The sequence below is a fragment of the Thalassospira lohafexi genome, from assembly GCF_002844275.1.
Classification (GTDB): domain Bacteria; phylum Pseudomonadota; class Alphaproteobacteria; order Rhodospirillales; family Thalassospiraceae; genus Thalassospira; species Thalassospira lohafexi.
On sequence record NZ_NXGX01000002.1, the window covers coordinates 275666 to 299942 of the forward strand.

Sequence of the window (24277 nt, forward strand, 5' to 3'; positions counted from 1 at the left end):
CATGATTCCAAGTATTCCGCAGCCCAAATTCTATAAGGGTCTTTATTCGGGCTATATCACCCTATTTTTCATCTATCTCAGTGCACCGCTAATTGTTGTTGGTGTTTTTGCGTTCAACGATAGCCTGTTCCCATCGATGCCATGGGAAGGAGCCACACTGGCGTGGTTCTTTGGAACCGAAGGGCCGTATATCGGGATTTTCAACGACAGTAAGTTGCTTGAAAGCATTGGTGTCTCTGCTTTTGTGGCCTTTTGGGTGACGGTTCTGTCGGTCACGGTTGGTACATGTAATGCGTTTCTGTTTGAACGCAGCCAGTTTCCGGGCAAGAACCTGCTGTATATCGTGTCGCTGTCACCGCTGGTCATTCCCGGGGTTATTCTAGGCATCTCGATACTCGTCTTTTCCAATGCAATTGCCAATGGCGTAGAGGAGGCTATTGGATGGGATCTTGAATTCCTGCGTCCGGGGCTGTTCCTTGTGATTATTGGCCAGTTTGCCTTTATCACAACGATCACGACCTTGGTGATCTCAGCTCGCCTGCGTAAATTTGACATCAGCCTCGAAGAGGCGGCCTTAAATCTTGGCGCGTCGCGGCGTGCAGCCCTTTGGACAGTGACCATTCCGTTCCTGAAACCCGCCTTGGTGGGGGCAGGTATCGTTGCGTTCTTGATGTCGTTTGAGAATTTCAACACGACCTTGATGCTGGTGGGGTCGGATGCCCCTCTGACAATCGCGATGTTTGACCGGTTAAAACAAGGGTCGACGCCAGTGTTGAATGCATTGTCGCTGTTGCTGATGGTGGTGTCTGGCGGGCTTGCGTTGCTGTCGGTGTTTGTGCAGCGCGACAAGACGTCATGATCGTTTAGCGCACTTAATTTTCACAAATGAAACTATTGGAAGGGCGGCAGATTTGCCGCCCTTCTTTACGTTCAAGTTGTTATTTGCCGTCACTGCGCGTGTTTCTATAATGTGGCAGAGTCATATTATTTTAACATAAGTGTCAAATATCAAACGATAAAATATCTTCACTCGTATGGGATTCAAGGCAAAGTATTCGTGATCAAGGAAACCTAAATAGCTCTGATATCTGTTCACTTGAACATTTTAGTTTATGGATATCGCGCAAAATACCCCCGTTAAATAGTCATTATTGCGTATTTATAAGTTCAAAAAGTAAATTTCCGAAAACTGTCACTTGAGGAAATGTGGTTCTCGACAGAAAAAAGACGTGTTGCGCTCAACCGAACAACAGGCGGTTTGACGCAGACGTATTTTTATTTGGGAGCTAACAAATCATGTTTCGCAAAACTCTAATGGCAGCTGCCGCAGTGTTTGCCCTTGGCAACACCGCACAGGCCGCAACCGAGATCACCTGGTGGCACGCAATGGATGGGGCACTTGGTGGCGTTGTTGATCAGATCACCGCAGACTTCAACGCAAGCCAGGATGAATACCATCTCGTGGCTGTCAACAAGGGCGGTTACGAAGACACCATGACGGCTGGCATCGCAGCGTTCCGCGCGAAAAACCAGCCAAACATCATCCAGATCTTTGATGCCGGTGCTGCCACCATCATCAATGCAAAGGGCGCGGTTAAGCCAGTTCAGGATCTGCTTGAAGCCAACAATGTCAAATTCGACATCAACGACTACATCCCGGGTGTGCGTTACTTCTTTGCCGATTCAGACGGCAAAATGATCGGCATGCCGTTCAACAGCTCGACTCCGCTTCTGTATTACAACAAAGATGCGTTGGCCAAAGCGGGCGTAGATGTTCCGAAAACCTGGCAGGAATTCGAAGCGGCTGCACCGAAGCTTAAAGAAGCTGGGTACACCGCCCTTGCGCAGTCGCACAGCCCATGGATTTTCTTTGAGAACTTCATGTCGCGTCATAACCTGCAGATGGCAACCGCCAACAACGGTTACGACAGCACCGATGCCAAAGTCCTTTACAACAATGACGCGCTCAAAGATCACTGGCAGCACGTCAAAGATTGGAAAGATGCAGGTTACTACGGCTACTACGGTCGTGCATGGGGTGCGAACCAGGACGCGTTCGTTCAGCAGCAGGTCGCAATGTGGATCGGTTCTTCCGGCTCATTCGGTGGTTTGCGAAAATCCGCACAGTTTGATTTTGGTACTTCGACCCTTCCATATTGGAAAGGTGTCGGTGACGCGCCGAAATCGACCTTTATCGGTGGCGCTGCACTGTTTGCCTTTGCCGGTCATAGTGCCGAACAAGATGCCGGCGTTGCTGAATTCTTTAAATTCCTGACCAAACCGGAAACCCAGTACTACTGGCACAAAGAAACCGGTTACGTTCCGATCACCAACGCTGCTTATGAGTTGGCTAAAAAAGACGGCTACTACACGGAAAGCCCGGATGCAGAAGTCGGCATTCAGCAGCTTTCGGAAGAAGGTGGTGACTGGACCAAAGGCTATCGCCTTGGTTTCTATGTTCAGATCCGTGAAGTTATTTACCGCGAAGTCGACAAGATGATGAACGGTGAAGAAACCATCGATGCAGCCTTTGCAACGATTGAAGAAGAAGCAAACGGTCTTCTGAAACGTTTCAACGACACCTATTCGAACTAATCTACTTTTCGCAAATGCGGGGCGGCCCTTGTTGGTCGCCCTGTTTTGCATTTTCCGGACTTGCTTGAAGGTGGCGTAGGCGATGAAGCGCGTACAATTTGAACATAGCGCGGTGCCCTATCTTTTTGTTGCACCCCAGATTCTGATTATTTCCATATTCTTTCTGTGGCCTGCGGCCCAGGCTGTGTATCAGTCATTCTTGCTTGAAGACGCGTTTGGCATGTCTTCGCAGTTTGTCTGGTTCAGAAATTTTGAAGACGTCCTGTCGAGCAGTTCATGGACGCGGTCGGCTATTTTTACGGTCGTCTTTTCTGTTCTTGTCTCGGTCTTATCAATCGCAATTTCCTTGTTTTTGGCGGTACGCGCCGACGAAGTCGTGCGCGGTGCCAAATCGTACAAAACCCTTTTGATGTGGGGCTATGCGATTGCGCCACCAGTGGCCGGCTTGCTGGGTAACATGCTGTTTAATCCCCTGATGGGGGACCTTTATATGGCGTTCAACAGCTTTGGCTTTGAATTCAATCATATCGAGAATGCCAATGACGCAGCATTTGTCGTCATTCTGATTGCCGTCTGGAAACAGGTCAGCGTGAACTTCATCTTTTTCCTGTCCGGGCTTCAGGGCATTCCCAAATCAGTGCAGGAAGCAGCCACACTTGATTGCAAAAGCCCGGAACGCCGGTTCTGGACAATTACGTTCCCGTTATTGGCACCAACCACCTTCTTCTTGCTGGTGATCAATCTGACGTACGCCTTCTTTGAAACGTTCGGCATCATTGACGTATCGACCAAAGGATCGCCCGGCGGGGCGACCGCAACGCTTGTCTACAAGGTCTATGTCGACGGGTTCCTTGGTGCGGATTTGGGCGGCAGTTCGGCCCAGTCGGTCTTGCTGATGATCATGGTCAGTGTTTTGACCGTGTTCCAGTTCCGCTTCATCGAACGCAAAGTTCATTACTAGGGGGCCGTTATGTATCAGTCGAAATGGCGTATATTTACCAACCACGCAATTTTGATCCTCGGCGCGCTCTTTATGATCATGCCCGTCTGGATTGCGTTTGTGTCTTCCACCCACACCCGTGAATTCGTTTTTCAAAACGGATTGCAGTTTTGGCCGGGGGAGCACTTTTTTGAAAACTATGGTGCAATCCTGTTTGATCCCTCGGCAACAAAGGGCAGGGTGACCGCCCTTGAGATGCTGTTTAACAGCATGGTGCTTGGTCTTGGCTTTGCCATTGGCAAGGTCATCATCTCGATGATGGCGGCTTATGCCATTGTTTACTTCCGCTTTAAGCTCGCTGTTCCGCTGTTTTGGGTGGTTTTCTCAACCCTTTTATTGCCGCTCGAAGTGCGTATCGTGCCGTCATATGAAGTTGTCGCAAGCCTTGGCTTGCTGAACACCTATACGGGATTGATATTGCCGTTGATTGCGTCAGCAACCGGGACGTTTTTCTTCCGGCAGTTTTACCGTTCGGTGCCAGATGAGTTGCTTGAAGCAGCCCGTCTGGATGGAGCAGGGCCCATTCGATTTTTCATCGATATTCTTGTGCCGTTATCGGTCACGATGATTGCGGCGATCTTTATCATCATGTTCGTTGTTGGGTGGAACCAGTATCTCTGGCCGCTTTTGATGACCACCGATGATCAGCTCTATACGATCGTGATCGGGATCAAGCAGGTCTATAACTCGCTTTATGAAGGCGGGCAGATTCCGCAGTTCCCCAAGGCATTCGCACTGACAATCATGGCAACCATTCCGCCGGTTTTGGTGGTGGTGGTCTTTCAACGCATGTTCGTCAAAGGTCTGGTCGAGACAGAAAAATAAGCTCTGTCTCCCTTGATCCGCAGAATTGACAATAACTTGTCCGCATACAGGATACTACGATGGCAACTGTTACACTTAATCAGGCCGAAAAGACTTACGCAAACGGCTATAAAGCGATCCACGGGATTGATCTTGAGATTCAACACGGTGAATTTACTGTACTTGTCGGGCCGTCAGGATGTGGCAAGTCCACCTTGCTGCGCATGATTGCTGGTCTTGAAAGCATTTCGGACGGCGAGATCAGCATTGATGACAAGGTCGTCAACAAGGTTGCGCCAGCCGATCGCGATATCGCGATGGTTTTCCAGAACTATGCGCTCTATCCGCACATGAGTAATTACAACAACATGGCCTATGGTCTTCGCAACCGCGGCCACAGCAAATCAGAAATCGACAGCAAAGTGCGTGAAGCTGCGCGCATATTGCAACTTGAAGACCATCTTGAGCGTAAACCAAGCCAGCTTTCCGGTGGCCAGCGCCAGCGTGTGGCCATGGGGCGTGCCATTGTCCGGCAACCAAAGGTTTTCCTGTTTGACGAACCATTGTCCAACCTTGATGCCAAACTGCGCGTTGATATGCGCCTTGAAATCAAAAACCTTCAGCAACGCCTTGGGATTACATCGGTTTACGTCACCCACGATCAGGTCGAGGCCATGACACTGGCCGACCGTTTGATCGTCATGAAGGGTGGTATTGCCGAACAGATCGGAAGTCCGATCGATATTTACGAAAAGCCCGAAACCCTGTTTGTTGCGGGCTTCATCGGGTCACCGGCGATGAATTTCCTTCCCGGGAAAGTATCAGATGATCGCACGCATGTTGTTGTTGGTGATAAGGTCAAACTTGACCTTGATCACGATGTCGAGGCCGGACGCAATGTGACGGTTGGCATTCGTCCCGAGCATTTCCGCCTGTGTGGCGATGATGCCGGGCCGGTAAGCGCCTCTGTGCGGATGGTCGAATCGCTTGGTGCGGAAACGCTTGTGTATCTTGATTTTGGCATCGGGAATGAAAACGTGACATTGCGTGTTCAGGGAACCCATCAGTTCGCCAAGGGCACGGTGCTTACGTTGTCCATTACCCCAGACATGATCCATCTGTTTGACTCCGAAACCGGCAAGCGTATTTGAACATATCTAATTTGTGCCTGACGACCCCCCGGCGATGATCTGTCGTCGGGGGTGCTTTTGTTTTGGGATATGGATCAATTTAACCTTGTCTCAAGCCTGACGAGCGGGTAGTTCGTAGTCTCTCAGAATTCAGGAGACCATCATGCAGGCGGATCAGAAAAAGGCGCTTTATGAAGAGGCGACAAAAGAACTGGTTAGCATCACCGAAGGCGAAACAAACGTCACTGCGTTGATGGCAACAGTGTCTTGCATCTTGTCCGAAAAGTTCGACTATTACTTTTGGACAGGATTTTATGTTGTTGATCCCAATAAACAAAATGAACTGGTTGTCGGGCCGTATCAAGGCACACTTGGCTGTTTACGCATCCCGATCGGGCGTGGTGTCTGTGGGACAGCCGCGTCAACGCGCGAAACGCAATTGGTTGCCGATGTGCATGCCTTTCCGGGACACATCGCGTGCGACAGTCGGTCCAATTCGGAAATCGTCGTGCCGGTTGTTAATGCGGATGATCGGTTGATTGCTGTGCTCGACGTCGATAGTGTCGAGCTCAATTCATTTGATGAAATAGACCGCGTCGAACTTGAAACTTTAATGCAGCGCATTTTTGCGCAATGATAACTCACAAGTCCTGTGCATACAGGGCCACGGACAAACACAAACTTTGGAAGATAACCCATGGCTGGCAGTGTCAATAAAGTCATTCTCGTCGGAAACCTCGGCCGCGACCCTGAAATTCGGTTCACCCAGGCTGGCAAGAAAATCGCCAATTTCAGTATTGCGACCTCCGAACAGTGGCGGGACCGTCAGTCTGGTGAGCGCCGCGAGCGTACCGAATGGCACCGCATTGTTGTCTTCAACGAAGGCCTTGCAGATGTCGTGGAGCGCTTTGTTAAAAAAGGCAGCAAGCTTTACATCGAAGGCGTTCTTCGGACCCGCAAATGGCAGGGGCAGGACGGTAAAGACAATTACACCACTGAAATTGTCTTGGAAGGCTTCAACTCCAACCTGACCATGCTTGATAGTCGTGGCGGTGAAGGCAGCGGAATGGGTGGTGGATCGTCGTCTGGCGGCGGATATGGCGGCGGCCAGGACAATGGCGGCAACTTCGGTGGCGGCGGATCTGACGCAGGCTGGGGCAACGGTGGTTCGTCCTCTGGTGGCGGTTCCGCCCCGACTGGCGCCCCGGACCTTGATGACGAAATTCCGTTCTAAGTCAGACTCCAAAGTTATTTTTCAGGCACCCCAAAACGCGATCTGTGTTTTGGGGTGTTTTCTTTATGCCGATCCAATGCCATTTTAATGCGATCCAACGTTGGAATAAGCAGATCATATAATGACGACACCTCAAAAGCTTACGCTTGAAGACATTACAGCACGGGCAGAAGACGAACAGATATCACCCGTCAATTTCAAACAGGTCAAATTAACCAAGAAATACCTTCTGCCGCGGATCAAGGAATTGCATAACGATATGCTTTTGCTGCGCCAGCAGTATGACCAAAGTTTTGATGTGTCGCTCAGCAAGGGCGGCAAATCCTACCCGGAAGGATTTTGTCAGGAAATCACGCTTGGGGTTAAAAGCCTTCTTGAGCAAAAGGTTGGTTCTGCAACAAGTCCCGGACTAGTTGCACTCCGTGACTTTGTAAGCAACGGTGGCTTGGCAAAACGTGTCTGGGGCAATCTGCGAAATCAGTATTTTCAGAACGCTTTTCAGTTTGGCAGTCTATATGTCGATGTCTCAAATGACACGGTCGACATCCGCAAGGATAAAGTGGAAATATTGCCACTTTCCAAAGCCAGAATGTTTCCGATTAATGATTATGATGGCTACGCAGATTTGGCTGAAAAGTATTGGAAAGGCCAGGTTTACCCCAATCGCGTATTGCCGGATCTTGCCGTGATGTTTCCGTTGTTCCTGATTACGCCGGACGGGAATATCGGCCTGCATACGAACTACCAGACAATTTTGTACCGCAACATGCAGCATGATTTTGCATTATCCGAGAAATTCCTGTTCAGGAACAAATGCAAGACGCTTGATCTGCCGACACCATACCATGAAAAACTTGTCGCTGAATGTGGGGCGTGTGTAACCCCGGCAAGCGACGCGGAATTACATTCGTATTTCGACAATGCACGAGAAACGTCATTGCGGTTTGATGTCACACGTTGCCAAGGAATGCTTGATCGCGCTATTGCGGTATAAAACAATTATACGATCCTGCACAGCAGGGGGTGCACTCACAGGTCGAAGGCAAGGTTGCCCATTTTGGTCGCTCCGATATTTGGAACCCCGCGCATGGGGCAAAGTTACACAGTCCAGGATTGTGCCTATGCGGTCATCAAGGATGATCAGGGCAGGGTTGCCGTGGCCAAAACACCAAAGGGTGTGGTCCTGATTGGCGGCGGGGTTGAACCGGGCGAAAGCGAACGTGATGCCCTTCACCGTGAAGCCTATGAAGAATCGGGCTATCGGGTTCGGATCCTGTCCCGGATCGGATTTGCATCCCAGTATATTAATAATCCGGGCAAGGGCCGTTACCGATTAAAGCGTGCGACGTTCTTTCAATGTGAAATGGTTGAACGTATTGGGCCGCCACTTGAAGATGATCATGAACTGATTTGGCTGTCCTATGACGACGCGCACAGCCAGCTTATCCGGTTATTTCACCAATGGGCACTCGAAGTCGTCGGGAAAGGCTGACGACCCCCCCAGTTTCTCAGCCAGTGTATAATTATCCACAGCATTTTTTAAATTTCTTGCCAGATCCACACGGGCAGGGATCATTACGTCCGACCCGATGGGGCGCTGCGCCCGGTTTGATACCATTCGCATTTGGGAAATCACCATCGACATATACCCATTTACCGGCACGGCGTTCAAAGCTTGACCGTTCATGGAGGTGATGGTGCTGCCCGTGTTCATTAAATCGGGCAATGAATTCGACCTGTCCCGTCTGATCGAGTAATCCGCCCGCTTTGCAGTCAATGATCTCAAGCCCGATCCAGTCGGTTTGATCGCGTTCAATGCTTTTTGCGTCGAACGCACCGCGCTTTTCAGCGGCGATGGTATCGGACAAATAGGCGCCATTGCGAAGAACAAAGGCACAATAGCGGGATCGCATCAATTCTTCCGCTGTGCTCGGATAATCTGCGCCGGATAAAAACCGACCGCAGCAGTGATCAAATCTGCGTGAGCTGCCGCACGGGCAAAGGTCTGTTTCTGAGGAAACGGGCATGGTTTGGCTTCCGGTCTTTATCGTTTGCGGGCACACATAATGGTATCGCGCAATCGTATTGATTTCCAGCTCGGCGGGAACATTTTCTGGGTCAGGATCGTTGGAAACCCTAGTACGTGACTGATGGTCAACTCTGCTGCGCAATTTGGGTCGTTTGCCTTTGTTTCGCCTTATATCGTTTATACCGTGAGTTATCGGCGCTTTTAATTCCCGACAGGAAAAGTCGGGTATAGAAATTAAAACGCTGATATCGAGTGATTAATATAACTGAAACGCTGGTCAGAAGTTCTTGACGGATTTGGTCGGGTTTAGATATATTAATTGTGCGGGTGGGGGCCCAAAGGCACCGCCGGATCGAAGTCCGGCCTATTGGCGGACAATGAAATTGTCGATTTGCTTCAAGTAAGGATGAGACACCATGAATACAGACTCTTTTCGCATCAGCTGTCCTCTCCCATAGACCTTTCAATGGGATGAAAATGCGACCGGACGACTTTGACCTTATTGGTCTTAATCCGGTCATCCACGTGAATAAGTTCACAAACGACAGTGTTCGCGCGTCATCTAAATTCTGACTGGCCCCGTATGCATATACAGGTGTCGACGCGTTAACCTCTCAGGAGGACAGAAAATGAGCGCCATTAAATTACCAGCTGTTTCCCAGGAAGACGGTTTCTCGGGATATCTCCGCGAAGTTTGGAAGTTTCCAATGCTGACCGTGGACGAAGAATACATGCTTGCGCACCGTTATCAGGATCATGACGATACTGCTGCTGCGCACAAGCTTGTCACCAGTCACTTACGCCTTGTTGCCAAAATTGCATTCGGGTATCGCGGCTATGGCCTGCCGATGGCTGATCTTGTGGCAGAGGGCAATACCGGCCTGATGCGTGCGGTTCAGAAATTTGACCCGGAACGTGGTTTCCGCCTGTCGACTTATGCGATGTGGTGGATCCGTGCTGCCGTAACTGAATACGTCTTGCAAAGCTGGTCGATGGTCAAGCTTGGCACGATGGCTGCACAGAAAAAGCTGTTCTTCAGCCTGCGCAAAGCCAAACGTCAGCTTAACATCTATGATAATGGTGAATTGTCGCCAGAACAGGCATCTCAGGTTGCCGAACGCCTTGGCGTTACGGATCGTGAAGCGCTTGATATGAACCGCCGTCTTGCGGCGCGTGATTTCTCGCTGAACACCCCGATGCCCAAAGACGAAGGCATGGAGTATCTCGATACCCTGTCATCGGATGCGCCAAGTCCAGAGGCACTGGTCGGGAACGAAGAAGAACGCGTGCTTAATAATGGTATGCTGAAAAACGCGATGGGTGAACTCCCGGAACGTGAACAGGAAATCATCAAAGCCCGTTTCCTCAGCGACGATCCGATCACTCTTGAGAAACTCGGCGAACGTTTCGGTGTGAGCCGTGAACGTGTCCGCCAGCTTGAGGCTCGTGCCTTTAAGAAGATTCAGGAAAGCGTTCTGAGCCAACACGCCGCAGCGTGATCAGTTCAATCATCCGACAAAATCAGGCGACATCCAATGGGTGTCGCCTTTTTGTATGAGGAATTAGAGGCATTGCTGGTATCGGCACAGGTCGCTTTGGTCAGACGCATTCTGGTCTCATGACGTGAGCCTTTAGCGTGGCTGCGCATTACCGCGCACACGTCTTGCCTTTTCGATCATTTCAATCGTCTTGTTCCAAAGCTTATAGGGGGCAAGTCTGGTTGCGTCGACCCATTGCGCATCGGCGGCATCTCCGCCGGCACATAAATCCGCACCAACTGCCTCGGCAGTAAAATCAATCAGGGTATAATGATACTGGATGATGCCATTCGGTGCGGGGGAAATCAGGTCCACCGTATCGACAAGGATCGGGGGGGATATTTCGATGCCAGTTTCTTCAAGAATTTCGCGTCTGACCGCTTGTTCAAGCGTTTCACCTAGTTCTTGAGCCCCACCAGGAAGACTCCAGCTACCAATGTTGGGTTCTTTGGCCCTTTTGATCAGCAAGATCTGATCGTCACGCCAAACCACAGCCCCGACGCCGATGATGGGGCGCGGCAGGAATGTACGAACATCGGCGTCAGACATCGTCTTCGTCGTCTTCAAGGTCATCATCGGGGTCAGGGACCTCGTGAACGATTTTCCCGGTCATTTCGCGGGCGCGAATGGTCGGGGTTCCCAAAAACTGTTCTTCTGATTCAGGACGCAACGACATGACAAAATCAACCGCCGGGGCATCTCCAACCGCAAATTGACGCGCCGTGTCATAGTCAGGTGCGCGTACCTTGGATGTTTTGATGCCGACTGACCCGTTGTCGTCGTATATGTATTCGACAATCCAGACCTTCAAAATAACTCCATCGGGCTGCTATTTGATGATTTGCTGTTTGTTTGGTTGCACCGCAATCTTGAATACTGGTATCACTTGAAAATAGGGAGTTATCCCTGATCCAATGTCGCAGTAGTACCATATTCATACTGATAAATGGTGAATGCCAAAAGCTATTCTTACGGTTTGGGTATTCTAATGCGGCTTATCAGTACAGGTGACCAATGAACGCCAAGCGCGACGATAAACATGACGCGGACAAGCACGGCTCCGCACTGCCGAGCCCGGGTTTCTTTGCGCGTGTGCGCGCCTATTTCCTGACCGGCGTTCTGATCAGTACACCGCTTGCGATTACCTTTGGACTGGCTTGGTGGTTTATCGAGTTTGTCGACAGCAAGGTGATGCCGCTGATCCCGGCACATTACAATCCCGAAGCATATCTTCCTGACGGCTACCAAGAATACGGCATTCCGGGATTTGGTCTTCTGGTCATGCTGGTGTTCATCACCATGGTTGGCTGGTTCACCACCAACTTTGCCGGTCGTGCCTTGATTAAGCTGTATGAGCGCATTCTGGGCCGTATTCCGGCAGTGCGCAGCATCTATGGTGCGATCAAACAAATTCTTGAAACGGTTCTAGCTAATCAGTCCAATGCATTCCGCCAGGCGGTGTTGCTTGAGTATCCACGCCGCGGCATGTGGGCGATTGGGTTCATTACTGGTGAAACCAAGGGTGAGGTTCAACACCTTACCGAAGATACGGTCATCAACATCTTTTTGCCGACAACACCAAACCCGACATCGGGTTTCCTGTTGTTTGTGCCGCGTCAGGATGTCGTCATTCTTGATATGTCGGTCGAAGAGGCCATCAAGATGGTGATGTCTGGCGGTATTGTAACCCCACCGGATCGCCGTTCGCCCGAAGAACAGAATCAGCCGCGGGTTTCATCGAAAACCTACGAAGACCTTGATGTGCTGCGCGAAAAAGAAAACAGCCCCATTTTGGTTTCGCGTGACATTGCCCCCCGTCAAAAGCCCGATAGTACCGAAAATACCGGGAAGGCCGGGCAGGGCGAAGATGACAAACATCGCGAAGATGCCTGATCACTTGGCCGTTGCCGGTGACTAACAGTTAAAACAAGGGCGCATGCCAAGCTGGCTGCGCCCTTTGTTGTGTCTGGCTATACGGTTTTTTATCGCGGCGTCTTTTTTACCCGGATCGGAAGTATCGCACGGCTTCATCGCGTTCGAACAGGTACAGCAACAAACGCAACGCTTCGCCACGCGTTTTTTGTAAATCTGGATCACGATCCACAATCAGACGGGCATCATCGCGGGCAATTGCCAATAAATCGCCGTGCAGTTCCAGATTGGCCAAGCGATATTCCTGAAGCCCGCTTTGACGCGTACCAAGAACTTCACCCGCACCGCGAAGTTTCAAGTCTTCTTCGGCAATGATAAAGCCGTCCTCTGTTTCGCGCATGATCTTAAGACGCGCCTTGGAAACCTGTCCCAACGGGCTACCATAAAGCAGCAGACAGGTGGACGCCGCATCCCCACGGCCAATACGACCGCGCAACTGATGAAGCTGGGCCAGGCCAAACCGTTCGGAATGCTCAATCACCATGATGGTGGCATCAGGTACATTGACGCCGACTTCAATAACGGTGGTCGCAACAAGGATCGATGTATCGCCATGGGCAAAGCGCTCCATAACTTCATCTTTTTCCTTAGCCTTCATTTTGCCATGCACAAGCCCGACGCGGGCGTCACCGAACAATTCAACCAAGATGCGATAGCGTTCCTCGGCAGCCTGAAGGTCGAGAATTTCTGAATCTTCGACCAACGGGCAGACCCAATAGATTTTGGTGCCTGTGCGCATTGCGCGCCCAATGCCCGAAATGACGTCATCGACCTTATCAATCGGCAAAACGCGGGTATCAACCGGTTTTCGCCCCGGCGGCTTTTCATCAAGCCGCGATACTTCCATATCGCCAAATGCGGTCAAGGTCAGGGTGCGCGGGATCGGGGTCGCGGTCATAACCAGAACATCGACGGCTTGACCTTTGCCAGCCAGCATCAAACGTTGATGAACGCCAAATCGGTGCTGTTCATCAACAACGGCAAATGCAAGGTCAGAAAAAACAACATCATCCTGAAACAGCGCGTGGGTGCCGACGGCAATCTGCACATCACCATTGGCAAACCCTTCAAGAGTTGCCTTACGGGCTTTACCCTTGTCGCGCCCGGTTAGGATCGCACATTTAATCCCGATTTGTCCGAGTAATGGACCAATCGTTTCAAAGTGCTGACGGGCCAGAATTTCGGTCGGTGCCATTATGGCTGCTTGGCGACCGCATTCGACAGCGTTGAGCATTGCCATCAACGCAACAACGGTCTTGCCCGAACCAACATCGCCTTGCAAAAGGCGCAACATCCGGCCTTCACTGGCCATATCGTCATAGATATCGGCCAGTGCACGTTGTTGTGCGCCTGTCATGGCAAAGGGCAGGTTCGCGGCAAGCTTTTGTCGCAAATCACCCGCACCATTGGTCACACGCCCACCAAGCTTGCGCATTTTTGCCCGGATCAGCGACAAGGCCAGTTGATTGGCGAGCAATTCGTCATAGGCAAGCCGTTGGCGGGCCGGATGATCTGGCGATAGATCAGCGGCGTCTTCGGGATTATGAATGGTACGAAGCGCACTGGCGAGATCAGGCCATTTATTACGCGCAACCAATGCGGGATCGTGCCATTCCGGAAGTTCTGGGACCAATTGAAGGGCAGCACGCATTGCCTTGGTCAATGTTTTGCCCGTCACACCGGCAGACATCGGATAGACCGGCTCGACGGTTTGAATTTCCGCGCGCTCGGCTTCTGTGCCAATCCGATCGGGGTGGGTGATCTGATATTCGTTACGATAATGATCGACCTTGCCCGACACGATGCGTTTTTCCCCGACGGGAAGCACATCATTGAGGTATTTGGCCCGCGCATTAAAAAATGACAGGACCAGAGTGCCGCTGAGTGTTTTGCAGATTACGCGATAGGGGCGGCGCCGGTTTGGGGGGGGCTCGTGGCGTTCTACCCAAACATCCATTGTCACAATCGAACCATCGATTGTTTCATCAAGTGGTGGCGAAAAACGACGGTCAATGATCCCCGATGGCAGATGCCAGAGTAAATCGGCAACATGTTCGCCACCGATCAAGCGTACGACCAGTGGCTTTAACCGCGGCCCGATACCGGGCAGGGTTTCGATTTCGGCAAAAAGCGGGAATAAAATTTCCGGGCGCATGTCGGTTTTCGTTGCAACTTTCGACGAGAACGTTAATAGAACAAATAGGTTTCCCGGACGGGTATACAACAAAATTATCGCGCAACAACCATCAAGTCACCCTTTGATGCAAAATCACCTGATCACGGCATGGACCAAAAGCGTATTTTACCGTACAAACCATGCCACAGAATATCATATAGCGCCGTGCAAAAGGCTGCTGTGCAGAATAAGTCAGGAGATCAATTATGACAGATAACATTTCGGAACTTGAAATGCGGCGCAAGAAGCTGCTGTTCCGTGGTGGTCATCGTGGTACCAAGGAAAACGATATCCTGATCGGTCGCTTTATGGACGAGCATCTTGCGACGTTGACCGCAGAACAGCTTGATACGTTTGAAGCCCTGATTGTGGACGTTCCCGATGCAGATTTCTTCAAATGGGCGACGCGTAAGGAAGCAGCACCGGCGGAGTATGATACCGATGTGCTGCATATGATTCAGGATTTGAGCAACGCCTGATAAAACATTGAAAAAAATCAAAGAAATCTTATCATCCAAAGGTCGAAAACGCGTCGGCGGTGTTCCCGAAGGTGCGGACGCACTGGTCTTGCGTGAACTGCTTGATGCCAAGGCGTCGAACAGCACGATCTTGCATGTTGTCAGCGATGACAAACGCATGGCGCAGCTGGCAGAAGCATTGCGCTTTTTCGCTGGTGAGGTGGAAGTCCTGACACTGCCGGCGTGGGATTGCCTGCCGTATGACCGGGTCTCGCCGATTTCGGAAGTCACCGCACGTCGTGTGGAAACGCTGACCATTTTGGCCGAAGGGGACGCCCCCAAAGCCGGACACGGGCGAATTGTCCTGACAACAGCAGCAGCGATCCTGCAGCGGGTACCGCGCGTTGATGTGATGCGTGCCGGTAAACTGGCCTTTAAGGCAGGGGCTGAGTATGACCGCACGGAACTGACCGCCTATTTCGAACGGATGGGCTACAACCGGTCGGAACAGGTGATGGAGCCGGGCGACTATGCTGTGCGTGGCGACATCGTCGATATTTTCGCACCTGGCATGAATGAACCAGTGCGTCTTGATTTCTTTGGCGATGAGATCGAAAGCATCCGGCGTTTTGACGTTGAAAGCCAACGCACGATTGGTAAGGTCAAGGAAATCGCACTTCTGCCGGTTGGTGAAGTGTTTCTCGACCCAGAAAGCATTTCACGGTTTCGCAGCAATTATCGGGAATTGTTTGGCGCGGTTTCGCAAACCGATCCGCTGTATGAATCGATCAGTAACGGCCTGAAATATGGCGGCATGGAACATTGGTTGCCGCTGTTTCATGATGGGCTTGATACGATTTTCGCCTATCTGCCCGGTACTGTCATTAGCCTTGATTACCAATACGGCGAAGTCCTTGAAAACCGTCTTGAGATGATCGATGACTACTATCAGGCGCGCTTGAACATCAAGGGTGGCGGGCTTTCGGGCGACAACGTCTATAAACCGGTGCCAACCGAACGGCTGTATCTGGATCAGGCCGAATTTGATCGGATGCTGTCGGACCGGGTCGTCCTTGAATTTTCCCCTTATTACGAGGCCGAAGATCCCGAACGCGGGATTTACGACATTGGCGCGCGTGCCGGGCGTGATTTTGGCGATGTGCGCGCACGGGCCGACACCAACCTTTACGAAGCGTTGCGGGACTTCATTACCGAACAACGTGGCAAGGAAAACCAGATCGCCATTGCAGCCTATTCTGATGGATCGCGCGATCGTATGGTTTCGCTTTTGCGTGAACATGGTGTTGGCAAAGTCGTTACCGCAGAATGCTGGGAAGACATTACCGATGATCTGACATTTGAGCAGGTTGCGGTTGTTATCCTTGATATGGAACGCGGTTTTCGCCGAGAAGGTTTTTGGTTCGTCACCGAGCAGGATATCCTTGGCGACCGGATGAGCCGCCCGGGTGGGCGCCGTCGCAAGGCTGATAATTTCCTGCGTGAGGCCTCCGAGATTTCCGAAGGCGATCTTGTGGTTCATCTTGAACATGGGATCGGTCGGTATCTGGGCCTAAAGACCGTTACGGCTGGTGGTGCACCGCATGACTGTCTTGAGCTGGAATATGACGGCGGTGACAAGCTGTTCGTCCCGGTGGAAAATATAGAAGTCCTGTCGCGCTATGGCTCGGACGAGGGACTTTCAATCCTTGATAAGCTGGGCGGCGTTGCCTGGCAGGCGCGTAAGGCCAAGCTGCGCGAACGTATTCGCGATATGGCGGCCAAACTGATTAAAGTCGCGGCTGAACGTCATTTGCGCAAAAGTGCCGTACTCAGCGCGCCTGAAGGCAGCTATGATGAATTCTGTGCCGGGTTCCCGTTTGCCGAAACCGAAGATCAGGCACGTGCAATTGTCGATACGCTCGACGACCTTGCGGCAGGAAAGCCGATGGATCGTCTTGTCTGTGGCGATGTTGGCTTTGGCAAGACCGAGGTCGCCATGCGGGCCGCCTTTACGGCCGTGATGTCAGGCAAACAAGTTGCCATCGTCGCCCCGACGACACTGTTGTGTCGTCAACACTACCTGAACTTCAAGGAACGCTTTGACGGGCTCCCTGTGCGTGTTGAGCAACTGTCGCGTCTTGTGGCCGGTAAAAACGCCAAGCTGGTCAAGGACAACCTTGAAAGCGGACATGTTGATATCGTCTGCGGCACGCATGCTTTGCTTGGCAATGGTGTTCATTTCAAAGACCTTGGTCTTTTGATAGTCGATGAAGAACAGCACTTTGGCGTTAAACATAAAGAACGTCTGAAAGAGCTTAAATCTGACGTCCATGTTCTGACCCTGACGGCTACACCTATCCCGCGCACCCTGCAATTGGCCCTGACCGGGGTTAAGGAACTGTCGATCATTGCGACACCGCCGGTAGATCGTCTTGCCGTGCGGACATACATCACACCCTACGATCCGGTGGTTGTCCGAGAGGCAATTTTGCGCGAGCGCCATCGTGGCGGACAGGTGTTTTATGTTTGCCCACGGGTCAATGAACTTTCGCGTGTTGCCAAGGAACTCGAAGCGCTTGTTCCGGAAATCAAGTTTGACGTTGCCCATGGTCAAATGGGTGCACGTGACCTTGAACAGGTGATGACCGACTTTACCGATCGCAAGTTTGATTTGTTGCTGGCGACCAACATTATTGAATCGGGCATTGATGTGCCCAACGCCAACACCATGATCATTCACCGTGCGGATATGTTCGGTCTGGCTCAGCTTTATCAGCTGCGCGGTCGGATTGGGCGGTCAAAACAACGTGCCTATGCCTATCTGACACTGCCCAATGGCAAGAAACTGACGGCAACCGCGCTTAAGCGGCTTGAGGTCATGCAGACCCTTGATAGCTTGGGTGCCGGATTTAACCTTGCCAGCCATGATCTTGATATTCGCGGGGCAGGGAACCTGTTGGGCGAAGAACAATCAGGCCATATCAAAGAAGTCGGGATCGAACTTTATCAGCAAATGATCGAAGAAGCTGTGGCCGAAGCCAAGGGCGAGATCGAGGCATCTGACGAGGCAAGCTTCATCCCACAGATCAATATCGGTATGCCGGTTCTGATCCCGGATCGCTATGTGCCCGATTTGGGCGTGCGTTTGGGGCTGTATCGGCGGATTTCTGAATTGCGATCACGCGAAGAAGTCGATCAGTTTGCAGCAGAAATGATTGACCGGTTCGGCAAACTCCCCAAAGAGGTCGAGAACCTTTTGGATGTTGTGACCATCAAACAATGGTGTCGCGTTGCCAATATTGAAAAGCTTGATGCCGGGCCAAAAGGGGCATTGATTACCCTGCGTAACAATGAATTCCCAAATCCGGGCGGATTGGTCGGCTTTATTCAGCAACAGGTCGGTGTTGCCCGATTGCGTCCCGACCATAAGATCGTCTATGCCGCGGGCTGGGATGGACCGACCGATCGGTTGGAAGGTCTGAAACGCTTAATGAAACGACTTTCGGATATCGCAGAAAAAGCATAAAGAAAAGGCGGGTAACAAATTGTTATCCCGCCTTTTTTTTTCTTCATTGATCCACCTTTATGATGCGGGTGTTTCTTCTTGTCGGGCAAGCCGTACCATGCGCTGAAGAATTTCAGGTTCCTGTGCGCCCGACAGTGCATGACGACCGTTAAAGACAAAGCACGGAACACCGGTCACACCCATCTGATGTGCAACCCGGTTTTCCTGTCCAACGAAATCACGGTCCATATCGCCGGCAAGGTAATCCAGGATTTCATTTCGGTCTTCGCCGTGTGTTACGGCAATTTCCGCCAGAATATCAAGGTCGCCAATGTTTTGACCTTCAAGGAAATAGGCCACAAACAGGTCCTCGACCAAGGCATTGCCAACGGCAGGGCGTTCTGAGCACACCTTGAAAATCAGGCGATGTGAGTCTGTTGAATCTGGTGTGATTTTGATGTCGTCGAACTTAAAATCAATACCAACAGCCGCCCCGGCCGTTTCGATAGCCTTGTAAACGCGTGTGGCACTTTCAGTCCCGCCAAACTTGGCCGACAGATAAAGTTTCCGGTCAATACCACCATTTGGCATATCAGGATTAAGCAGGAAGGGCCGCCAGTTGATAATCAGGTTATCAAGCTGTTCGCGCGACAATGCCTTTTCAAGGCGCTTTTTGCCAATGTAGCACCATGGACAAATCGTATCGACGATTGCCTCAATACGGATCGGCATCAATGATGTTTCGTTTTGTCCAGCATGCCAATTCATTGCGTTATCCGTTTAAAAAAGACGTGCCTGTTGCAAGCGGCGCAATGCCTAAATGATCGGCGACCGTTTGCCCGATATCGGCAAAGGTTTCGCGCATTCCAAACGGGCCGGGCGCAATCGCAGGACCAAAGGCCAGTACCGGCACAAACTCACGCGTGTGATCATTCCCACGCCAAGTCGGGTCACAGCCATGGTCGGCGGTTACAATCACCAGGTCACCCGGTTTCAGGGCGTTACGCAATTCCGGAATACGGACATCGAACTCTTCAAGTGCATTGGCATAGCCCGGAACATCGCGACGATGGCCGAATTCCATGTCAAAGTCGACAAGGTTGGTAAACACAATGCTGTTATCAGGCGCTTCGGCGATTTCTGTCATCATAGCGTCAAACAGGGCCATATTGCCCGATGCCTTGACCTTTTTCGCAATCCCACGGTGGGCATAGATATCGGCGATCTTGCCAACCGAAATGACCTTGCCGCCCGCATTGCTGAACAGATCAAGCAAAGTGGATTTGTGCGGCGGGATGGCCAAATCACGACGGTTTGCAGTACGTTTGAAATCCGCGGGGCTTTCGCCGACGAACGGGCGGGCAATCACGCGGCCAATATTATACGGTTCGACCAGTTTGAATGCGATTTCGCAGATATCATAAAGCCGATCAAGACCGAAATGTTCTTCGTGTGCGGCAATTTGGAACACGCTGTCGGCCGATGTATAGCAAATCGGCATGCCGGTTTTGATATGTTCCTGACCAAGATCGGCAATGATATTTGTGCCAGATGCATGGCAATTACCAAGAATCCCGGGCAGCTTTGCCTGTTTGATAAAGGCATCGGTCAATTCCGCTGGAAACGTCGGAACCGTTTGCGGGAAATATCCCCAATCGAAATCGACGGGCACACCGGCAATTTCCCAATGACCACTTGGGGTGTCTTTGCCGCGTGACAGTTCTTTGGCATGGCCAAAGGCCCCAAGGATCGCACCGCCATGATCCAATCCCGGTGGAACGCGACCAGTGGCGTCTTTTGCGGCTTCGCCCAGACCAAGTGCGACCATGTTTGGAATATGCAATGGCCCGCTGCGTTGATCGTTATCAGCAAGGCCCTGTGCACAATGCTCGGCAATATGGCCCAGAGTATCAGAACCCTGATCACCGAATTTGGCCGCATCCGGTGCGCTGCCAATGCCAAAGCTGTCTGCCACGATGATGATGGCACGTGCCATTAATGTTGTCCTTTAACCATGTTCTGCCGTCTTATTCTGTCTGGCAGATAGTAATTTTTTCTAGTAGTTGCCAGTCGCCGCAGGTGCATTGTTCTGATCAAGGCCGCAGGTTTCCAGCAGGGCAGTTAAAACGCCACTAGCCCCAAACCGGAAGGTTTGCGGTGTGGCCCAGCCGTCGCCCATGATCTCGTCGGCAATCGCGAGATAAAGGGCGGCGTCAGCTGTGGTTTTCACCCCGCCAGATGCCTTGAAACCCGAAACAGCGCCATCTTCATCACGCGCATCACGAATGGCCGTCAGCATGGCAACGGCCGATTCCGGTGTGGCACCAACCGGAACTTTCCCGGTTGAGGTTTTGACAAAATTCGCACCGTGTTTGATCGCAAGGCGTGCGGCGTCATAAATCTTTGACAGGTCATCAAATTCACCGGTTTCAAGGATGACTTTCATGGTGGTCATGGGGCCGCAGGCCGTGCGTGTCGCGTCAAGAACATCAACCACACTTGCCAAATCACCCGACAGAAACGCCTTATAGGGAAGAACCAGATCAACTTCATCGGCACCCTTGGCAACGCAGTCGGCTGTTTCATCGCCAACGCGCTGGGCATTGGTGCCGCCTTCGGGGAAGTTAACAACCGTCGCGGTTTTAACCCCGCTTTGGCCCAGAGCCCGCCATGACGTTTCAACGAACGGTGAGAACACACAAACCGCAGCTGTATTGCCCGCAGGCGTTTGCGCGCGTTTGCACAGGGCCTCGATTACCTCGGGCGTATCGTCATGATTCAAGCTGGTCAGATCCAGAACGGAAATGGCGCGACGCGCGGTTTCGGCGTCAGAAACCGCCTTTTTCGCGGCCATTTTAATAACGTCGGGAACGGTTTTCGGGTCGAACATCAGGTCATCCTTGCAACGCGTAGAACGCAAATTATTCTGGTGTGCATCACCATTTAACGATGATGACGAAAGACGGTTTCAATCACGGTCTGATCGAGACCGAATACCGGCGACAAAGGTATCCAACCTTGGCCAAGCAATCAATCAATCCGTCCCAAAACACAGTTTCAATCAGAACATGCCAATGGCCTATCTGATGGATTATTTTGACAGTAAAAGTTGCCCTTCGCGGCCCGGTAATGGTTCTGCGCCAGCGACAGAACACAAATACCCACCCGGAACGATCAGGCGAATGCCAATGCGCGAATAAAGAACGCCGTTGGTCCGGCTTGAAAACGTGGTTTTCTGCCCGGTTTCACAGTCAAGAACATATCCAAGTTCCTGACCTGCTTCGACTTTTTCCCCGGCTTCAACATGAAACACCACCATACCGCCATGCGGCGCCATTACCCGGTCAACACCTGAAAGCGGGGTGGCATCACATTTGGCATCAGGAAGGGCCCCCGGATCACCTTTGATCAGACCGCGACGCTGCAGGAATTTAAACAGATTGTCCGCATCCTTAATCGCATAGTCATCATACACATCGCGATCGCCGCGAAGCTCAATCGTTGTGGCAAGGGTCGCCATTGGAATGGGGAATTTATCGCGATAGACCCGGCGCAACTCGACCCAGGGACGGCTGAATGTTTCGTCAAACGGATTGTCACCGCTGATCTCTGCAATCAGGCTGCATTCCGAGCCAATCTGGGCTGAGAGGTCAGCCGCATCTGGCCAGTTATGGTCGCTGATATAAAGATGCATTGGCGCTTCCCAGTCGCAATGCAGATCCATCACATAGTCCGCATCAATCGCCAGTTCCGCAAGTGTCAGACGCAAATCAACAAGATCGGTTAGCGGTGCACTGTCTTTGCGGCTCTTGGCAATCAGGCGTCGTAATTCAGCTCGAATGATTGCAACATTCTGATCGGCATCCTGCGTCAGCTTGGATGCTACCGCCTCAATCAGGGCCGGGCTTAAATCCGGATAATGCCGGTTAAAGTTTTGACCACTGCGCATTTCAAACCGGCCAAGTGGTTTCATATCGACATACTGGGTAAAGCCGATTGGGTTGGCGAATGGAACAACAACGATTTCGCCGGTGATTTCACTTTTGGCGTCGGCTTCTTTAAGCAACGCCTCAAGGTGATGAAGGGTAATGACACCAGGAAGTTCATCGGCATGCAATGCGGCCTGAAAATAGGCCTTCGGCCCGCTGCCAACTTTGCCATAGCGGCGCACGGTCAGTGCTCTGGATGTCCCCATCTGCGGACGCACAAGGTTAATGCGGTCTTCTTGCATTTTCTGGTCCTGCGTTGGCAACGATATGACGTGATGAAACGATATAAATTTTTGATATCAATACTGCGTTCTCGACACACATATTGACCAAAAAATATTCAAATCAGACCCCCATGGGTTTGATTTTACCGGGAAGTTTATCCTTACGTTTTTCGCTTCGCCGCAAATACCGCTCGATCATCTTAAAACCAAGTGTCAGGACATACACAATGATCAGATAAATCAAACCAGCGGAAATAAACGCCTCATAGGGCAGGGCGGTGCGGGCAACAATCTTGCGGGCGGCACCGGTTAATTCAATCAAGGTCACCGTCGATGCCAGCGATGTGGCTTTAAGGGTGAAAATGACGTCATTGGTATAGGCAGGCCAGATCATCTGCCACATACGCGGGAAAATAATGCGGCGGTAGGTGGTGAACGGAGTCATCCCGCATGCGCGTGCTGCTTCGATTTCACCGCCCGGAACGTTTTGAATGCCACCGCGCATGATTTCGGCGACGTAGGCCGCGGTATTGAGAACAAATGTCAGAAGACAGTACCAATATGGATCGCGCAGATATGTCCACGTCCAATGGTCCTGAATGCCATCAATGTTGGCAACCAGCTGGCCGACCCCGTAATACATCATGAACAACTGCCCAATCAGGGGGGTGCCGCGGAACATATAGATGAAAGCAAAGGGAACGGCCTGTATCGAGACTTTCTTGGACACACGGGCCACCGCAAGCGGAATGGCCAGAACTGTGCCAAAGGCAACTGAAATTACCAGAAGTTGCGCTGTCAGCAAGAAACCCCGCCATAGCCAGACATCATATTTTGTCAGAACATAAATAAAATCTTCAAACATTTATCAGGCCCTCGCGATCCCGCGGGCAGCCCGCTTTTCAAGTCGGTTGAAAACGAAAAGAGAAATCGTCGTAAAGGCCAGGAACATCAACATCGCAACAAGATAGAAGGTAAAGGGGGCTTTTTCGGTTCCAGCCCCGATGGCGGCCTTGCGCATGATTTCCTCGACACCGACCACAGAAATAAGGGCCGTATCCTTGATCAAAACCTGAAACAGATTATTCAAACCGGGCAGTGCAAACCGCCATAATTGAGGAAGCTTGATGCGCAGGAATATTTGACGGGGTGTCATGCCACATGCGGTTGCTGCTTCAATCTGACCGACCGGGATGGATTGCATGGCTGCGCGGAAGACTTCAGACGCAAACGCGCCCTGAACCAATGCCAAGGCCGCGACCCCTGACCAGAATGCTGGAATATCAACGCGGGTTTCTTCGCCCGACAGCCACTCAGCAAGATTCTGAATGGCAATGGTACCACCGAAATAAATCAACAAAATAACAAGAAGTTCGGGAATTCCACGAATAATGACAGTGTAACTTTCACCGATAACACGCAGCACGCGGAACGACGACAATTTCGCCGATGCCCCCAGCAACCCGATAATGATCATAAAAGGCAACACAGACAGGCAAAGCTGAATCGTGACAAATCCCCCTTCAAGCATTTGCCAGCCGCGGCCGTATAAATCAAACATGGTGTCTCCAGCAAACCTTGATGCCCATCGATCTCATTCGTGCGCTATGACCTGAACCAACAGAAACGGAAAGGGGCGGCAACTATGTGCCGCCCCGAAATA

General features: G+C 51.5%; 23 protein-coding genes. 13 read left to right on the plus strand and 10 right to left on the minus strand.

All coding sequences use genetic code 11. The features are described from left to right. Nucleotide 1 precedes the first annotated feature (1 nt). The 9 genes from COO92_RS05050 to COO92_RS05090 all read left to right on the plus strand — a co-directional run bounded on the left by COO92_RS05050 (nt 2) and on the right by COO92_RS05090 (nt 8255). Nucleotides 2-859, plus strand: coding sequence for an ABC transporter permease (locus tag COO92_RS05050; RefSeq protein WP_101300416.1), 858 nt, complete (start codon nt 2-4; stop codon nt 857-859). 437 nt (nt 860-1296) lie between these two features. After that, nucleotides 1297-2595: an extracellular solute-binding protein gene (locus COO92_RS05055; protein WP_022730800.1), complete on the plus strand. Its 1299-nt coding sequence runs from the start codon at nt 1297-1299 to the stop codon at nt 2593-2595. Between the two features lie 82 nt (nt 2596-2677). Then, nucleotides 2678-3556, plus strand: a complete 879-nt coding sequence (locus tag COO92_RS05060) for an ABC transporter permease subunit (protein ID WP_101300418.1) — start codon at nt 2678-2680, stop codon at nt 3554-3556. A 9-nt stretch (nt 3557-3565) separates the two neighbouring features. Further along, on the plus strand, nt 3566-4420 hold the full coding sequence (ugpE, locus tag COO92_RS05065) for a sn-glycerol-3-phosphate ABC transporter permease UgpE (RefSeq protein WP_101300419.1): 855 nt from the start codon (nt 3566-3568) through the stop codon (nt 4418-4420). A 59-nt stretch (nt 4421-4479) separates the two neighbouring features. Next, complete coding sequence (locus COO92_RS05070; RefSeq protein ID WP_101300421.1) at nt 4480-5550, plus strand: sn-glycerol-3-phosphate import ATP-binding protein UgpC; 1071 nt, start codon at nt 4480-4482, stop codon at nt 5548-5550. 142 nt (nt 5551-5692) lie between these two features. Continuing rightward, nucleotides 5693-6166, plus strand: a complete 474-nt coding sequence (locus tag COO92_RS05075; protein WP_101300423.1) for a GAF domain-containing protein — start codon at nt 5693-5695, stop codon at nt 6164-6166. A gap of 60 nt (nt 6167-6226) precedes the next feature. Then, nucleotides 6227-6763 carry a single-stranded DNA-binding protein gene (gene ssb / locus COO92_RS05080; protein ID WP_101300425.1) on the plus strand — a complete coding sequence of 179 codons (537 nt, stop codon included), beginning with the start codon at nt 6227-6229 and terminating at the stop codon, nt 6761-6763. Nucleotides 6764-6884: 121 nt separating this feature from the next. Continuing rightward, on the plus strand, nt 6885-7757 hold the full coding sequence (locus tag COO92_RS05085) for a hypothetical protein (protein ID WP_101300426.1): 873 nt from the start codon (nt 6885-6887) through the stop codon (nt 7755-7757). A 93-nt stretch (nt 7758-7850) separates the two neighbouring features. Continuing rightward, the gene (locus COO92_RS05090) at nt 7851-8255 is read left to right on the plus strand and encodes an NUDIX domain-containing protein (protein ID WP_240626333.1); all 405 of its coding nucleotides are present in this window, start codon (nt 7851-7853) and stop codon (nt 8253-8255) included. 31 nt (nt 8256-8286) lie between these two features. On the opposite strand, the gene COO92_RS05095 is transcribed toward COO92_RS05090, so the two are convergent. Continuing rightward, nucleotides 8287-8790, minus strand: a complete 504-nt coding sequence (locus COO92_RS05095; RefSeq protein WP_101300428.1) for a YchJ family protein — start codon at nt 8788-8790, stop codon at nt 8287-8289. Between the two features lie 631 nt (nt 8791-9421). On the opposite strand from COO92_RS05095, the gene rpoH reads away from it, so the two are divergent. Continuing rightward, nucleotides 9422-10291 (plus strand): RNA polymerase sigma factor RpoH, encoded by an 870-nt coding sequence (gene rpoH / locus COO92_RS05100; protein WP_022730809.1) that lies wholly within the window; start codon nt 9422-9424, stop codon nt 10289-10291. Between the two features lie 132 nt (nt 10292-10423). Here rpoH and COO92_RS05105 read toward each other — a convergent pair whose 3' ends face one another. Continuing rightward, a complete protein-coding gene (locus COO92_RS05105; RefSeq protein ID WP_240626334.1) occupies nt 10424-10879 on the minus strand; it encodes an NUDIX hydrolase in 456 nt (151 codons plus the stop codon). Further along, on the minus strand, nt 10872-11141 hold the full coding sequence (locus tag COO92_RS05110) for a hypothetical protein (protein ID WP_101300431.1): 270 nt from the start codon (nt 11139-11141) through the stop codon (nt 10872-10874). Before COO92_RS05110 ends, COO92_RS05105 begins: the two co-directional genes overlap by 8 nt. Nucleotides 11142-11344: 203 nt before the next feature. Here COO92_RS05110 and COO92_RS05115 point away from each other — a divergent pair, with 203 nt between their 5' ends. Continuing rightward, nucleotides 11345-12223: a DUF502 domain-containing protein gene (locus COO92_RS05115; protein WP_101300433.1), complete on the plus strand. Its 879-nt coding sequence runs from the start codon at nt 11345-11347 to the stop codon at nt 12221-12223. 106 nt (nt 12224-12329) lie between these two features. On the opposite strand, the gene recG is transcribed toward COO92_RS05115, so the two are convergent. Continuing rightward, nucleotides 12330-14417 carry an ATP-dependent DNA helicase RecG gene (gene recG / locus COO92_RS05120; RefSeq protein ID WP_101300435.1) on the minus strand — a complete coding sequence of 696 codons (2088 nt, stop codon included), beginning with the start codon at nt 14415-14417 and terminating at the stop codon, nt 12330-12332. A gap of 227 nt (nt 14418-14644) precedes the next feature. Here recG and COO92_RS05125 point away from each other — a divergent pair, with 227 nt between their 5' ends. Both COO92_RS05125 and mfd read left to right on the plus strand, forming a co-directional pair. Continuing rightward, entirely contained in the window at nt 14645-14917 is a 273-nt protein-coding gene (locus COO92_RS05125) for an FAD assembly factor SdhE (RefSeq protein WP_022730814.1), read from the plus strand. 7 nt (nt 14918-14924) lie between these two features. Continuing rightward, on the plus strand, nt 14925-18422 hold the full coding sequence (mfd, locus tag COO92_RS05130) for a transcription-repair coupling factor (protein ID WP_101300437.1): 3498 nt from the start codon (nt 14925-14927) through the stop codon (nt 18420-18422). A 57-nt stretch (nt 18423-18479) separates the two neighbouring features. Here the strand turns inward: mfd and COO92_RS05135 are convergent, their stop codons facing one another. The 6 genes from COO92_RS05135 to COO92_RS05160 all read right to left on the minus strand — a co-directional run bounded on the left by COO92_RS05135 (nt 18480) and on the right by COO92_RS05160 (nt 24175). Then, nucleotides 18480-19169, minus strand: a complete 690-nt coding sequence (locus COO92_RS05135) for a DsbA family oxidoreductase (protein ID WP_101300440.1) — start codon at nt 19167-19169, stop codon at nt 18480-18482. A gap of 4 nt (nt 19170-19173) precedes the next feature. Continuing rightward, nucleotides 19174-20397 (minus strand): phosphopentomutase, encoded by a 1224-nt coding sequence (locus COO92_RS05140; RefSeq protein WP_101300442.1) that lies wholly within the window; start codon nt 20395-20397, stop codon nt 19174-19176. Nucleotides 20398-20457: 60 nt separating this feature from the next. Continuing rightward, entirely contained in the window at nt 20458-21291 is an 834-nt protein-coding gene (gene deoC, locus COO92_RS05145) for a deoxyribose-phosphate aldolase (protein WP_101300444.1), read from the minus strand. 201 nt (nt 21292-21492) lie between these two features. Then, a complete protein-coding gene (locus COO92_RS05150) occupies nt 21493-22632 on the minus strand; it encodes a succinylglutamate desuccinylase/aspartoacylase family protein (protein ID WP_101300446.1) in 1140 nt (379 codons plus the stop codon). Nucleotides 22633-22735: 103 nt separating this feature from the next. Then, nucleotides 22736-23479 carry an ABC transporter permease gene (locus tag COO92_RS05155; RefSeq protein ID WP_101300448.1) on the minus strand — a complete coding sequence of 248 codons (744 nt, stop codon included), beginning with the start codon at nt 23477-23479 and terminating at the stop codon, nt 22736-22738. A gap of 3 nt (nt 23480-23482) precedes the next feature. Then, nucleotides 23483-24175 (minus strand): ABC transporter permease, encoded by a 693-nt coding sequence (locus COO92_RS05160; RefSeq protein WP_101300449.1) that lies wholly within the window; start codon nt 24173-24175, stop codon nt 23483-23485. Nucleotides 24176-24277 lie beyond the last annotated feature (102 nt).

What these genes read in the sequence shown, in the direction of transcription:
- COO92_RS05115 (WP_101300433.1), top strand. Translation starts at nt 11,345, where the DNA reads ATGAACGCCAAGCGCGACGATAAACATGACGCGGACAAGCACGGCTCC.
- COO92_RS05070 (WP_101300421.1), top strand. Translation starts at nt 4,480, where the DNA reads ATGGCAACTGTTACACTTAATCAGGCCGAAAAGACTTACGCAAACGGC.
- COO92_RS05105 (WP_240626334.1), bottom strand. Translation starts at nt 10,879, where the DNA reads ATGTCTGACGCCGATGTTCGTACATTCCTGCCGCGCCCCATCATCGGC.
- deoC (WP_101300444.1), bottom strand. Translation starts at nt 21,291, where the DNA reads ATGTTCGACCCGAAAACCGTTCCCGACGTTATTAAAATGGCCGCGAAA.
- ssb (WP_101300425.1), top strand. Translation starts at nt 6,227, where the DNA reads ATGGCTGGCAGTGTCAATAAAGTCATTCTCGTCGGAAACCTCGGCCGC.
- COO92_RS05140 (WP_101300442.1), bottom strand. Translation starts at nt 20,397, where the DNA reads ATGGCACGTGCCATCATCATCGTGGCAGACAGCTTTGGCATTGGCAGC.
- COO92_RS05090 (WP_240626333.1), top strand. Translation starts at nt 7,851, where the DNA reads ATGGGGCAAAGTTACACAGTCCAGGATTGTGCCTATGCGGTCATCAAG.
- rpoH (WP_022730809.1), top strand. Translation starts at nt 9,422, where the DNA reads ATGAGCGCCATTAAATTACCAGCTGTTTCCCAGGAAGACGGTTTCTCG.
- COO92_RS05135 (WP_101300440.1), bottom strand. Translation starts at nt 19,169, where the DNA reads ATGAATTGGCATGCTGGACAAAACGAAACATCATTGATGCCGATCCGT.
- COO92_RS05075 (WP_101300423.1), top strand. Translation starts at nt 5,693, where the DNA reads ATGCAGGCGGATCAGAAAAAGGCGCTTTATGAAGAGGCGACAAAAGAA.
- COO92_RS05155 (WP_101300448.1), bottom strand. Translation starts at nt 23,479, where the DNA reads ATGTTTGAAGATTTTATTTATGTTCTGACAAAATATGATGTCTGGCTA.
- recG (WP_101300435.1), bottom strand. Translation starts at nt 14,417, where the DNA reads ATGCGCCCGGAAATTTTATTCCCGCTTTTTGCCGAAATCGAAACCCTG.
- COO92_RS05150 (WP_101300446.1), bottom strand. Translation starts at nt 22,632, where the DNA reads ATGCAAGAAGACCGCATTAACCTTGTGCGTCCGCAGATGGGGACATCC.
- COO92_RS05050 (WP_101300416.1), top strand. Translation starts at nt 2, where the DNA reads ATGATTCCAAGTATTCCGCAGCCCAAATTCTATAAGGGTCTTTATTCG.
- COO92_RS05085 (WP_101300426.1), top strand. Translation starts at nt 6,885, where the DNA reads ATGACGACACCTCAAAAGCTTACGCTTGAAGACATTACAGCACGGGCA.
- COO92_RS05095 (WP_101300428.1), bottom strand. Translation starts at nt 8,790, where the DNA reads ATGCCCGTTTCCTCAGAAACAGACCTTTGCCCGTGCGGCAGCTCACGC.
- COO92_RS05160 (WP_101300449.1), bottom strand. Translation starts at nt 24,175, where the DNA reads ATGTTTGATTTATACGGCCGCGGCTGGCAAATGCTTGAAGGGGGATTT.
- COO92_RS05055 (WP_022730800.1), top strand. Translation starts at nt 1,297, where the DNA reads ATGTTTCGCAAAACTCTAATGGCAGCTGCCGCAGTGTTTGCCCTTGGC.
- ugpE (WP_101300419.1), top strand. Translation starts at nt 3,566, where the DNA reads ATGTATCAGTCGAAATGGCGTATATTTACCAACCACGCAATTTTGATC.
- COO92_RS05125 (WP_022730814.1), top strand. Translation starts at nt 14,645, where the DNA reads ATGACAGATAACATTTCGGAACTTGAAATGCGGCGCAAGAAGCTGCTG.
- COO92_RS05060 (WP_101300418.1), top strand. Translation starts at nt 2,678, where the DNA reads ATGAAGCGCGTACAATTTGAACATAGCGCGGTGCCCTATCTTTTTGTT.